The sequence below is a fragment of the Photobacterium kishitanii genome (genome assembly GCF_003026355.1).
GTDB classification, from domain to species: domain Bacteria; phylum Pseudomonadota; class Gammaproteobacteria; order Enterobacterales; family Vibrionaceae; genus Photobacterium; species Photobacterium kishitanii.
In genome coordinates this window covers 254452-267725 of the sequence record NZ_PYON01000002.1, presented here as the reverse complement: position 1 = coordinate 267725, position 13274 = coordinate 254452, and the positions used below count along the sequence as shown (strand labels likewise).

12 protein-coding genes are annotated in these 13274 nt (G+C 32.3%); 1 reads left to right on the top strand and 11 read right to left on the bottom strand.

What is annotated here, in order from left to right; genetic code table 11:
- Positions 1 to 35: 35 nt before the first annotated feature.
- The 11 genes from C0W29_RS03410 to luxC form a co-directional block, all read right to left on the bottom strand.
- Complete coding sequence (locus tag C0W29_RS03410) at positions 36 to 635, bottom strand: GTP cyclohydrolase II (protein WP_045042145.1); 600 nt, start codon at positions 633 to 635, stop codon at positions 36 to 38.
- A 232-nt stretch (positions 636 to 867) separates the two neighbouring features.
- On the bottom strand, positions 868 to 1338 hold the full coding sequence (gene ribH / locus C0W29_RS03405; protein ID WP_045042146.1) for a 6,7-dimethyl-8-ribityllumazine synthase: 471 nt from the start codon (positions 1336 to 1338) through the stop codon (positions 868 to 870).
- Positions 1339 to 1458: 120 nt separating this feature from the next.
- Complete coding sequence (gene ribBA, locus C0W29_RS03400; protein ID WP_045042147.1) at positions 1459 to 2550, bottom strand: bifunctional 3,4-dihydroxy-2-butanone-4-phosphate synthase/GTP cyclohydrolase II; 1092 nt, start codon at positions 2548 to 2550, stop codon at positions 1459 to 1461.
- 35 nt (positions 2551 to 2585) lie between these two features.
- Positions 2586 to 3242, bottom strand: coding sequence for a riboflavin synthase (locus tag C0W29_RS03395; protein WP_045045064.1), 657 nt, complete (start codon positions 3240 to 3242; stop codon positions 2586 to 2588).
- A gap of 160 nt (positions 3243 to 3402) precedes the next feature.
- Positions 3403 to 4107, bottom strand: a complete 705-nt coding sequence (gene luxG / locus C0W29_RS03390; RefSeq protein WP_045042149.1) for a flavin mononucleotide reductase LuxG — start codon at positions 4105 to 4107, stop codon at positions 3403 to 3405.
- 16 nt (positions 4108 to 4123) lie between these two features.
- Positions 4124 to 5245, bottom strand: coding sequence for a long-chain-fatty-acid--protein ligase LuxE (gene luxE / locus C0W29_RS03385; RefSeq protein ID WP_045045065.1), 1122 nt, complete (start codon positions 5243 to 5245; stop codon positions 4124 to 4126).
- Positions 5246 to 5328: 83 nt separating this feature from the next.
- Positions 5329 to 6024: an LLM class oxidoreductase gene (locus C0W29_RS03380; protein WP_052671645.1), complete on the bottom strand. Its 696-nt coding sequence runs from the start codon at positions 6022 to 6024 to the stop codon at positions 5329 to 5331.
- A gap of 22 nt (positions 6025 to 6046) precedes the next feature.
- Positions 6047 to 7033: a luciferase subunit beta gene (gene luxB, locus C0W29_RS03375; RefSeq protein WP_045042151.1), complete on the bottom strand. Its 987-nt coding sequence runs from the start codon at positions 7031 to 7033 to the stop codon at positions 6047 to 6049.
- Between the two features lie 46 nt (positions 7034 to 7079).
- Positions 7080 to 8153, bottom strand: a complete 1074-nt coding sequence (luxA, locus tag C0W29_RS03370) for a luciferase subunit alpha (RefSeq protein ID WP_045042152.1) — start codon at positions 8151 to 8153, stop codon at positions 7080 to 7082.
- A 37-nt stretch (positions 8154 to 8190) separates the two neighbouring features.
- On the bottom strand, positions 8191 to 9111 hold the full coding sequence (gene luxD / locus C0W29_RS03365; protein ID WP_045042153.1) for an activated long-chain acyl hydrolase LuxD: 921 nt from the start codon (positions 9109 to 9111) through the stop codon (positions 8191 to 8193).
- 12 nt (positions 9112 to 9123) lie between these two features.
- A complete protein-coding gene (gene luxC / locus C0W29_RS03360; RefSeq protein WP_045042154.1) occupies positions 9124 to 10560 on the bottom strand; it encodes a long-chain-fatty-acyl-CoA reductase LuxC in 1437 nt (478 codons plus the stop codon).
- Positions 10561 to 11217: 657 nt separating this feature from the next.
- Here luxC and C0W29_RS03355 point away from each other — a divergent pair.
- The gene (locus tag C0W29_RS03355) at positions 11218 to 11787 is read left to right on the top strand and encodes a hypothetical protein (protein ID WP_045042155.1); all 570 of its coding nucleotides are present in this window, start codon (positions 11218 to 11220) and stop codon (positions 11785 to 11787) included.
- Positions 11788 to 13274 lie beyond the last annotated feature (1487 nt).

Below are 13274 nucleotides of genomic sequence, written 5' to 3'. Positions count from 1 at the left end.
AGCAGGCTTATTTTATTCATGAAAAGAATCAATATTCATTTATCAAAATTAAAGCAATGATGGCCATGAGAAGCTTTCGCTTTTAAATATCCTTCATTACCCTCTTTTAAATGAGCTTTAGTGCCTACAACTTCAACAATATTTATACCATTTTGCTGTAAATCTAAGATTTTCTTAGGATTATTCGTTACTAAGCGTATATCCTTAATCCCAAGAGCTGTAAGCATTTGAGCGGCTTCAGAAAACTCTCGTAAATCATCATCAAAACCTAAATAATTATTCGCTTCATAAGTATCCATACCTTGACTCTGTAGCTTATAAGCATCGATCTTATTATAAAGTCCAATCCCACGGCCTTCCTGACGTAGATACAAAATAATTCCACCTAGCTCAGCCATTTTTTCCATGGTTTCATCTAACTGCTCTCCACAATCACAGCGTGATGAATGAAAAACATCGCCAGTTAAACACTCAGAGTGCATACGAACTAAAGGAACCAAAGCTTTATCTGCATCTTTAAAAATGAGTGCTATATGTTCTTTACCCGATTCAAGACCATTAAACGAAAGCAACTCAGCAGGAGCATTACTATTAATACCCACTTTTAAAGATACTCTTTCCCTAACATTGACCATAATTTTCCTAAATATTTCTTAAATACTTCTAAGTAAAATAAAGAAGCATTTTTCTTTCTCAATGACAACAAACTTAATCAGCTAATATTACTTATATATTATTTAATTATCGTTAAGTAAATATTTTTATAAACGAGTGTAATTAAACACTCGTAATTTAATTTTAGTAAACAGTTTTATAATAATTACGATAGTAAAATCATATTCTCATTATATTGCTACTTCTTTTCTATCAAGATTCAACTTGAGCCAAAACATTAACCATTTCAAGTACACTTAAGGCAGCTTCTGCTCCTTTATTACCAGCTTTAGTACCTGCACGTTCAATGGCTTGTTCAATTGAATCAACGGTTAATACCCCAAAAGCAACTGGAATATTATAATCTAACGCAACTTGTGCTAGACCCTTGTTACACTCACTGGCTACATATTCAAAATGCGGCGTTCCGCCACGAATGACAGAACCTAAGGCTATAATTGCATCGTAACGGTCACTTTTGGCCGTTAACTGAGCAACAAGAGGCAACTCATAAGCTCCAGGACAACGAATGATTGTAATATTATCATCACTAACTTGACCTTGACGTTTCAATGCGTCGAGCGCACCAGATAATAAACTTTCATTAATAAAACTATTAAAACGTGCAATTACAATGGCAACTTTTGCATTTGGTGCTACGATGGCGCCTTCAATTACCTTCATGGTTATTCCTATAATATTTATAATTAATTTTAGTATAAATAACGGCTAGCCTTATTCCTGCATAAGGCATAGGGAGTGACCGTCTATATTTAATGAATTCTTTCTATATCAAATAAAATCTTAATCACACACATACTCAACTATTTCAAGACCAAAACCGGATAATGAATGATAAAGCTGACTACTAGATGATAATAAACGCATTTTTCTAATGCCAAGATCCGATAATATTTGTGAACCTAATCCAACCTGACGTGATTGACTATTGACTACAGGTGTTTCTTTATTTTCCAAAGCTAGATTCTGAATTTTACTGATAACTATCTCTGGATCTTCTTCTTTAGTAACTATAACCAGAACGCCATTTTCAGAACTAATACGCTCCATCGCTGCCGGTAATGTCCATCGAGTTGATCCTGTTTGCAGAATATCTTTGAATGTATCTTGTAAATGTACTCGAACTAAAGTTTGTGAGTTAGGCTCAATATTACCTTTCTGTAGCGCATAATGAATTTGATGATTAATTTTATCTCGATAAGTAATCATATCAAATTCACCAAACTCAGTATTCAATTTACACTCAGAGATACGTTCAATCATGGTCTCATATTTATTTCGATATTCAATAAGGTCAGCAACAGTGCCTAACTTTAAACCATGCTTTTTAGCAAAGACTTCTAACTGCGGACGTCTCGCCATCGTACCGTCATCATTCAATATTTCAACAATAACACTTGACGGCTCTAACCCTGCTAAACGTGCAACATCACAACCAGCTTCAGTATGACCAGCACGCGCTAATACACCACCATCTTGAGCCATTAATGGAAAAATATGTCCTGGCATAACAATATCTTCCGCCGTCGCTGTTGTCGCTACAGCCGCTTGAACAGTCCGCGCTCTATCGTTTACTGAAATACCAGTTGTAACCCCAGAAGCAGCTTCAATAGAAATAGTAAACGGGGTGGCAAATTTATCGGTATTACTCTTCACCATCATAGGCAATTCTAATTGCTGGCAACGTTCTTTATTTAATGTCAGACAAATTAAACCTCGACCATAAGTTGCCATAAAATTTATGGCTTCAGGCGTTACTTTATCTGATGCAATGATAAGATCGCCTTCATTTTCGCGATCTTCATCATCCATTAATATTACCATTTTCCCTTGGTGAATATCCTCAATGATTTCTTGAGCTGTACTTAAAGTCATAATTATTCCTTTATTATCTTCTATTGAAGGGAAACTTATAAGAGAAAACCATTTCTTTCTAATAAATCCATTGATATTTTAGATTGCTTATCTTCTGGTTTATCAACTAACAATAACCTCTCAATATAACGAGCAAGAATATCAACTTCGATATTAATTTTATTTCCAACTTTAAAGTCAGCTATTGTCGTTTCAACTACTGTGTGTGGAACAATTGTTAATTTAAACTCGTTACCTCTAACTGCATTTACAGTTAAACTAACGCCATCAACCGTAACGGAACCTTTCTCCGAAAGATACTTTTCTATCTGGGATGGTACTCTAACCCAAATATCTATAGCACGCCCAGAAGTTCGACATTCAATTACCTCAGCGACAGCATCAACATGGCCAGAGACAATATGACCACCAAAACGAGTTGTCGGTAACATCGCTTTTTCTAAATTAACTGCTTGGCCAACTTTATAATAATTAAAAGCAGTTCGACTTAATGTTTCTATAGATAGATCAGCTATATAACTATTGTCTGTCAGTTTAACTACCGTTAAACATATACCGTTTGTAGCAATACTATCACCTATTTTCACATCAGCTAGATCTAGCGTGTCACAATTAACTGAGACTTCAAAATCAGATCCTTTTGAAGTGATGGCCGATATATTACCAACAGCCTCAATAATTCCGGTAAACATATTCAACCTCTTAGTTTAAAGTTAATTAAAAATCTGATGATAACTCTATTTATTGGTAAGATTACAAACCAAAAAATAGAGTTAATAATTTAATTTACATCAATATACCTTTAGATAAATATTAAGGTATCAGTTAGATTTTAATTAATTTAAATTAGTATCACATATATGCAAAAGCATCGGCAAACATTTTATCAGCATCAGCTTTTTTCAGTGATGTTAACTTTTCACGAACACTACGAGTCATGCCTTGAGGGCCGCAAACATAAATATCAAAATCTGATAAATCACAAAAATCCTCTATTATTGCATCAATAACATTGCCTTTTTTTCCATACCAACTATTGTCAAAATTTTCCAAAACAGGTACGTATTTAACATTGTTAAAATCGCTAGAAAGAGCTTTTAATTGAGTGTCTGCATATAATAAATCAATATTATTAACTCCCCAGTAAACATAAATAGAACGAGGCAAATTCCTATTTACACAATTACTCAGAATACTATTGATATATGATAACCCAGTACCTCCAGCAATAAGTAATAATGGCGAATTACTATCTTCACGTAGCCAAGCATTACCATGAGGTGCATCTATTTGTATTTCAGAGCTATTCACAAAAGCATCTACAAAATGAGAAATAGATTTAACTGCGGTTTCTTTTACCGAACTCCCAACATGTAACTCTATAAGTTCATTACATGTTGGACAATTAGCAATTGAAAAAGGTAATTTTTTACCATCTAAATATGCTAAAACATATTGCCCAGCTTTAAAATTGAGACACTTATCAGGCTTAATAAATACTTTAAAAATATTACATTCAGAAGCTTCAATTTTAATTATTTTACAATTTAAAATCATAAATCTTCCTTGTGAGCTATTTCAAGCCTGATGACATTGATAATGAACACCCTTTCTGCTCTCTCGTATTCAAACGGCGGACAATATCAATCGTAGTACCTTGGTGTGGATCTGGAGCTTTAATTGTATGAATTATACCGATATCATCAGTAACGATAAATGTAGGGTAACTCGTTGATGATGCATCCATATAACTAATAAGTCCTTCTTGACCATCTTCAACAGGTTTTAGAGTCACAGGATCAAGTGCACGTGCATAAACCCATGGCGGAACATGCTTACGCTGACGGTTATCTTCAAAGAAACACGTATTTAATTCAACTTGATTAAATGTATCTCGAATCTGACTTTCATGTGCTAAATGGAAGGTTTCCATCAATAGTTGATTAAAGTCTTGACGGTTTAGTGCTTGTTTTTGCTTAGTTTTCCAACCACCACCAGTAATAATAAAGATACGATTACCAGCATTAAACTCAATATCATTCTCTTTCATGTACTGGCATAACAAATAAATGAAATACGGAGGACCGATTAAACAAATACCTTTTCCTTTATTATAGATTTCTTTTAAACTTTTAATGGTAAGTTCAAAATCTATTTCATCGTTATTTACAGTAAATGTAGTTGGATACAATAACTCAACAAGACTCATTACATACTTAAACCAAACATTTTTAGCATTAAAACGATCAGGGCCCATATTAACCAGTTCTAGCTGATTTTCATGAAATGAACCAAGATATTTCATTCCATAATTTACAGAACCAAGTAAACGTTCAATACTTACACGATCACGAGCAATATGACTTTTTACACCACTCGTACCACTACTTGTGAACCAGTTTTCAATGTTAGATTCATCTGCTGTACATATTTTTGCATACTTGAACATTGAGGTCGGAAAAACAGGGATATCATCAAGTGATGAAATATTTTCGTCCACCCCCTGAGCATTACAGAAATACTTATAATCTTCATTATTATTATAGTGATAACGAAATGATTCTAATATTAATTTATGCTTTATTCTTTCTTGTTCATCGTAAGTAATATCAAGAGGTGAAGATGTAAAAATAATATCGTCGATCTCTGTACTTACAATAATATCTTTTTCGCAAATATCTAATGTAATAGTCATGTTTAATCCTATTTAAAATATAATTAAATATAATGGCAGAACTTTAATTTAGCACTGCCATTATAAGAGGCAATGATTGTAGATTAGATTAGATTATTATCTTGGCGGAACTTAATAACTTGATTATTAAGATCTATCATTACTGATTTTTTCTTATTTTGATCTTGCATTGACTCAAAACAAAGTAAGAAGTCCACAGTATTATCAAATTTACCAGCAAGATTCGCTACATATGATAAACAGTCTTTATAACTGCCAGTCACATTACTCTGAATAATACTATCAATCGAGCCATTACAATTACTAGGCTGTGTACATGCTACATAATTTTCAAAATATGATTTTAGTTCTTCTTTTGCTACAGTTTCAGCCTCATTAACATTGACATGTAACATAAGCTGGTGTCGAACCAAATCTATATTCTTATTATATTTACTTGCGGATGCATTATAAGAACTCAACAATTTAAGTCGTTCCTCATTTGTATCATCCCATTTGAAAACTAGCGGTAATGCATATTTCGCTGCACTATCAACTGTGTTTTCACTGGTAGCAAGCACATATAGTTTTGACCCTAGTGCAATAAAAGGCGCTAGCTTTTTATCTTCACTGTCTTTCTTTACAAGATAGTGATCATCAATATTAATTACATCATAAATAGATGTATCTTCATCAATAATACGTAATGTTTCTAACGCATTATTCATCGTTTCAGATGGCTCTTGTTGGCCTTTATTATAAAAGTTAACGAAGAAAACTCCGTAATTCCATTTATTCATAATAACACCGCTTCCTTTATGCTTACGAGCTTGGTAAATTCTTTTGAATCTTCTCATTAACCATATTAATCACTTTTACAACATCATCATGATTCTTCATTGATTCAAAAGAAAGTAATACATTTTTTGAACCTGTACGCTCTAACGCATTTAATGTTGATTCATAGTAATCATTATCAGTACCAATCGCATGTTGGCTAATAAGTTCAGCAATTTTTTGTTGCTGATTTAGATGTGGGTATACTTCAGCAATATAACTTGCTAAATAAGCAGTTGCTTCTTGATGAGCAACATCACGATCATGATTTAGATTTACAAGCAGTGGGAACTGATGCTCGACATTAGAAACGTCAATATTATGCTTTGCTGCAACGTCTAAATAACGCTTATAAAGAATCTCTTTATCTTCAAGGCTATCGCTCCAACGATATGTTAGTGGAAGCGCTTTTTTAGCTGCCCACTCAACAACACCCACACTAGAAGCCAAAATATATTGCTTCATATTCTCTTTGCTTAAGCAATGAGGATTAATTGATATACGAGGGAAGTTATAAAAATCATTATTAGCTTGGCAGTAATTAGTTGTGATAGCTTCATTAATAATGTCATAGCAAGCTTCAAATTGTAGCTGCTGTGAGTCACGTTGACGTTTAAAGAAATCCATCTCAAAATCATTAACACAATCACTTAGACCTAGAATAAAGCGACTATCTGACATTTGATCAAGCAAACTTGCTTCTTCTGCAATACGAACCGGGTGATGCGTTGTAATTACTTGATTTAAAGAACCAATATGTAAACGTTCAGTCAATCCTAATAGGAAGCTCGCAGCTGTCATCGGGGCACCGACAATACCATTTTTAGAAAAATGGTGCTCGTTGACTAAAGCAGTTGTAAAGTTTTTATAATCTTTATCAACTAAAGAGACAGTATTGATCATATTATCTAAAACTGTTTCTGACGATGTATTTTCAGGCTGAAAGTTGAGGAAGAATAATCCAAAATTCATGTTATATTCCTTATATTATTTATTAAAGTTAATCTGAGTGATTTATTTATTTTGGATCTTTTAAGAATGGCGCAACTTGCGTCATGAAGCGTTTCATAGAGGCAATGATTTCTTCCTCTGAACCATTTGCTTCGAAACCAAGGGTAATATTAGTAATACCTGTTGCATCAATATCACGCTGAATAATTTCAATACATTTTTCAGGTGTACCTACAGGGTTTAGATCGTGGCTATAATCAACACGACGTTTAGTATTGGTATGCCCTTGAAGAACAAAATCTTTCCATTGACCTTTATGATAATCATAACCACGAGTTTGGTTACTTTCACTAAAGATATTGGTTGCATTTACGTATGAATCATACCAATTACCTAAAAACTCACGGCACACATCTTCAGCTTTTTTTGGATCTTCATCTACAGAACAGATGAGGGTCATACTGTGGTCAACGTTTTTAATGTACTCTTCACTGTAACCGCTATCTCGAGCAACAGCATTATAGAGTTCCATTTGAGCTTTCTTTTCACTCGTTGTAATAATCCAACTAAGAACCATCGGTAAGCCACGCTCAGCAAGCCAAGTCGTTGTTACTGCTGATTCAGCAGTCATGCATGTTGGAATTTTCTCTAAATACGCCTCAGGGTAAACGTTTACATCTGGGAACTCGATATTTTTACCATCAGTATGAAGTGTACCCGTTTTTGTACCATCCATAATCATGGTATGAAAGTCTTCAGTGATAGCACGAGAATCTTCCATCGTTACACCAAAAACGCGGAAATCTTTGTGGTATAAGCCACGCACAACACCAAAATTAAAACGACCTTTTGACATTTGATCTAAAAGTAATAAATCTTCCATCTGACGTGCAGGGTGAGCTGTTGGAAGAACAATACCCATAGTACCAACATTAAGTTTGGTGGTTCGACCAAGTAAGTTAGCACAAGCAACAAACAAGTTACCTGTTAGTCCAAATTCAGTAAAATGATGCTCTAGAGTCCAGTAAGTATCAAAATTTAGTTCTTCTGATGCAACGCCTAAACGAACAAAGCGATCCATGACTTCTTTATGTGACTCACCTGGGGGCTGATATGAGAAACAAATATTTCCAAACTTCATAATATATTCCTTTTGTTGGTTTATGTATCAGTTGTAATTAAGCTAATGACTTACTTTGTATTTTATTTTTCAAACGACGTTCATTTACTGTAGCAATAGTGAGAGCTTCAAATTGTGGTTCAATAATCTCACTCACCAATCCTACTAAATTACTATCTAATGCAATTGCTGCTTTAGTAATTGATTGATAGAAATTTCTTAACACAATTAGGTTTTCACCTAAATCATGTGATGAACCTATTAAAGAGTAAATTTTGGTTTTATCTGAATTGATATTACTAATTAATTCTTCGACTTCATGCTGTTGTACCCAACTATCACCATTGGCGACAAAAGCTATAAATGGGAAATTTAAATTTTTTGTTTTATTTATAGTTGAATCTAATGTATCCCAATTATTTTCAAAACAATCTGTAACAAATACTTTCGAACCTAAATTATATCCATCGAAATCTAGATCTTCTGGTATTTCGTCTATCTCCATCTGCAAATAATCATATTTAAGTGCTTGTTCTAGAGTATTTCGCAAATTAACCACACCAACGGCGGTAATTAAAAAAGACAAATTAACATCAGCGACAATATCATAAGCAATTCGAGCAGAAAGACTCGATGCAATTAAACCGACCTGATCAATACCATGCTCTGATTTCAACCAATCAATAACGGTTAATAAACTTTCCTTACCTACTGACATTGAGAACTGATCAATTTCACCGCTACTTAATCCAACATGATTAAGTGAATCATAACGAATAACATGAAATCCATTAGTTGATAAATATTCAGCTAAACCTGCAAAATGATCCATTCTTCGAGCAAAACCAGAAGCAATAATAATAGTATTATTTCTTTTATCACATTGATCTTTAGGGACAGTTTCCCAAACACGTATATGACGTTCGTTATCAACTTTTATAACATGATCAATTGGTACAGAATTGTTTTCACTTTTCATATTAATTCCCTTTTATGGTACAAAGACTAAAAACTTATCTTCTTCTAGATAACGTGTTTGTTCGATTTTTACTGCTACATCTTTGGTTGAATATGTATAAGGTCTTTCATGTGAAATATATTTAACTAAACGTTGAAGAGGTCTCATACCATCATGCGCACCACCAACACGGAAAATATTATTCATCCCTGACTCAACAATACGTTCAGCACCATGAGAGGCTAGAACATCTCTATATTTAAATGATGACTCCCAAGGAGTAACTGTTACAGTTTGAGTAATTCTATTTTCTATATAAGGCGTTATTTCTGATATATCGGAGACGTGGTGAATATATGCAGATCGAGCTAATGGTTGATTACCAAAAGATCCTAGCGGTGATTTAACAAGTAACCAAGATTGATTATCGCCTTTCTCAACTTTATATTTTGCAAATTGACACTCTTTTTCAATTAATGAAAATGATGCCTTTTCATCAAATGTTTGATCGCCTTTTGGCAATATATCCATATATAGATTTAATTGTTCTACAAGCTCATCAAAGAACGCATCAATGTTATCGCCTATATAATAGATATCTTGAGTTGAAAAACAGGCCTGCTGATCATAAAAACAAATATCATGAGCCACACCAATAGCAGAAGCTGTAATATCTACAGGATTATCAACAATCGCAATACTTTTCTTCGGCCCAAATTTTAATATGTCTACGTTTACCGGTGTATGTTCTGTTGCCCATTTAATTGCATCATATCCACCCCAACTAACAACAACATCAGCACAATTCATAATTTGTTGTGGGATTGCAATATCTTCGTTATGAGACCAATACATTACCGACATTGAACGGCTAATTGGATGGTGTTCATCTGTATCAATAAAACTTGAAGCTAATGCTATTGCCGTAAATGGATCAGCTGATGATGTTTTAATGATACATTCATTTTTAGTCAGAATTGCTCTAATAATAGAAGTAACACCAGATAGAGGCACATTACCGGCTAGCAAATGAACAGATTTTCCTTTTGGCATGGCCTTAACATAACAATCACCCTGAGGTAACCATTCATCTACAATATGACGAGAACCTAACTCTGTCTCAACAATATCATATAAGGCACTTTTTGAGCTCAAGATCATTGAGATCCAGTTAGCTTCTAGCTTTGCCATTTCAGGAGAATATCCGAGAAATCTTACCAAATCACGAATATAGGTTAGTCGACGAGAATAATTCTCACTTTTCCATTTCTGACCAACAGTGTATAAGAAATTCACTATCTGATTGATATTTAGATTATTTTCCACACTTTGTGATTTAATCGCCTCAACATCATCTTGATTAATGATAGGTATACTAACTTTATAGCTATTTAGTGTGAGTTCACGATATTCATGTTCTGAAGTATCCCTCTCTGCGCCACCAATAATCATTGGGATTTTCTTTATCATACAATCTCCTTTAAATTCCGCATTGCACATACTCAATCAGCATACAACCCTGCTGCATAGGTATGGCTAGAGACTAACTAAAATTCATTAGGTATGTAAGGGAAATTTGTATGATATGGATGCATTGTTAAATTTATTGGGTTAATGTCACATTTTTAATATGGAATTTTGTTTTTTAATAATTCATGTCTATTTTAAAACACCTTTAAATATAAAATAAGAGCATTTAACTACATATTAATTTAAAGAATTATATTTCTATAAAAACAAAAAAACTTGATGCATATACTTGATTTTAAAATAAATTGCAATATCAACAACAATAAAAATATAAACAATTAAAAAATGAAAATATCATAAAAAGTTTAATATTAGATTAATATTAAAGTGTCTGTAATTAATTACTTAGTTTATTAAATACCAGTTTAAAATCATCTAGTTACCAGCCTAAATCTCAACTAAAAATATCCATTTAAAAAAACTTAAACCTTAAAAAATCGTCTTGAATAGAAATAACAAATCAAAATTTTATTATCAAAAACAGATTAAAAGTCAAAAAAATATTATTTAGTATTGAATTTTATTTTTTTACCATTAGACTAATTTCAAAATGAAGATTTTCATTTTAAATACGTTTGTCTACAAAAGGAGATTATTATGTTCAAAGGTATAGTTCAGGGCACTGGAATAATTAAAAAAATATCAAAAAATGATGATACCCAAAGACATGGCATTACTTTTCCAAAAAATATATTGGACTTAGTTGCAAAAGATACTGTCATGCTCGTAAATGGATGCTCATTAACTGTTGTTCGCATCACAGGTGATGTCGTTTATTTCGATATAGATCAGGCACTTAATACCACAACCTTTGATTCATTAGAAATCGGTGACAAGGTAAACTTAGAACTACGTCCAGAATTTGGCTCACTCCTTGGGAAAGGTGCTTTAACTGGAAATATAAAGGGGGTCGCTACTGTTGATAATATTACTGAAGAAGAAGATCTTCTTAAAGTTTATATTGAAATTCCTAAAAACCTAACCAAAAATATTTCCGCAGAAGATCATATTGGAATTAATGGTGTATCTAATTCTATTGAAGAAGTTTCCAATGATATTATTTGCATTAATTATCCCAAAAATTTATCTATTACCACCAACCTTAGCACTTTAGAAGCAGGTTCGAAGGTTAACGTAGAAACATTAAATGTATCAAATGAATGGTAATAAAAACAACTTATAGAGCTAAACACATCTAAATATGACTCTTTATAAACACGAGTAATATCAATACTACTCGTGTTTATTATTATAGAAATAAATTAACCATATAACGCCATCAGTTATATAAATCTCACCTAGCGCCTGCCACTCATGGTTATATCAATAAAAATATCATTACAATGCTATAAACTTGGTAAAGTATTATATATAAATCCCTCTCTATTTTTATAGCCGAAGCCTATAAAGAGCATAAATAATATATTTATTATTAAATTTAATTATAAGATGGATATCATCAAATTTAGTTCATAAATTAGCCTGTTTTTATCGTCACAACCAAAAAAAACATATTATAAATTTTAATAAGTTTAGTCATCTAACTATTCTTTACAAATTCAGATAACATCATGTTGTCATTATGAACACTTGACGCGACAATGAGTACATCAAGTTGCATTCGATAAATACAGAGTCACAAAGCTAAAGTGTCTCTTTTTATAAAACCTAAACTATCCTATTTATCTAAAGTGCCAATTTAACTCAGATGAACATGCTAATAACAATAAGTGATAAAAAATACTGTACAACATTTTACTTTAGTCGTTAGGATCGCTTAAAAAGCAAACGACCAATAACAGCCATCAAGATGCTAGATTCCTTCTTGGATCGCGAAAAGTATTTTATTCAGGTTATCTCTATATAATAAAGTCGCCATATCATGATAACTCACATAAAAATAGAGATAATGGCCTCAACAAAGCATATGATTTATAGTCAATCATAGATATCAAAATCTATACATTGCCTAAAGAAATAAAAGCTCATTACATTTTTATTTAAATATATAAAAGATATAAATTGCCTCCATCCAGTAAAAATTTATGGCTTATATCCTACGAAAATAAAAGCAATATAATAACAACTTATCATCGTATCGAACGTTAATTACAATCGACTTAAACACTGCCAACTAATGTTAGTTTTAATCAAATAAACCACATTACAATGTGTATTATTAATCAACATCAATCATAAGCAAGATAAATAATAACTCACTTACCGCCTTCTAATACATATATATCAACACAAATAAAACTGAATATTTACGACCAACCTGAAATTCACAATCACGAATAATTATTACTCACAAATAAAAGAGTCATGCTAAAAAACAGCTAATCCATCAAATATAGAATCGACAATGAAAACCAACACACCCCACATAACCAATTGAATTAAATGAAATAAATAAACAACGAGGTTTAAGTAAAAAAGAATACAAAAACAATAAAAAACTAGAGCCACTCAATACTAACAAATCTTTAATTTGCATAATTAACACATTTTAGGTATTTTTAATAACCATCAGTAATTTGAAACTTTTTATTATAAGTAAAAAGTTTCATTTTGATATTTTTAACGAGTTAGCAGAACACTAATTCCGTCAGAATAATAAATAGATATAAAAATCTAAATCAAGTAATAAATAA

Coding starts and splice junctions, on each gene's coding strand:
- C0W29_RS03410 (WP_045042145.1), bottom strand. CDS start 635: ATGGTCAATGTTAGGGAAAGAGTATCTTTAAAAGTGGGTATTAATAGT.
- ribH (WP_045042146.1), bottom strand. CDS start 1,338: ATGAAGGTAATTGAAGGCGCCATCGTAGCACCAAATGCAAAAGTTGCC.
- ribBA (WP_045042147.1), bottom strand. CDS start 2,550: ATGACTTTAAGTACAGCTCAAGAAATCATTGAGGATATTCACCAAGGG.
- C0W29_RS03395 (WP_045045064.1), bottom strand. CDS start 3,242: ATGTTTACCGGAATTATTGAGGCTGTTGGTAATATATCGGCCATCACT.
- luxG (WP_045042149.1), bottom strand. CDS start 4,107: ATGATTTTAAATTGTAAAATAATTAAAATTGAAGCTTCTGAATGTAAT.
- luxE (WP_045045065.1), bottom strand. CDS start 5,245: ATGACTATTACATTAGATATTTGCGAAAAAGATATTATTGTAAGTACA.
- C0W29_RS03380 (WP_052671645.1), bottom strand. CDS start 6,024: ATGAATAAATGGAATTACGGAGTTTTCTTCGTTAACTTTTATAATAAA.
- luxB (WP_045042151.1), bottom strand. CDS start 7,033: ATGAATTTTGGATTATTCTTCCTCAACTTTCAGCCTGAAAATACATCG.
- luxA (WP_045042152.1), bottom strand. CDS start 8,153: ATGAAGTTTGGAAATATTTGTTTCTCATATCAGCCCCCAGGTGAGTCA.
- luxD (WP_045042153.1), bottom strand. CDS start 9,111: ATGAAAAGTGAAAACAATTCTGTACCAATTGATCATGTTATAAAAGTT.
- luxC (WP_045042154.1), bottom strand. CDS start 10,560: ATGATAAAGAAAATCCCAATGATTATTGGTGGCGCAGAGAGGGATACT.
- C0W29_RS03355 (WP_045042155.1), top strand. CDS start 11,218: ATGTTCAAAGGTATAGTTCAGGGCACTGGAATAATTAAAAAAATATCA.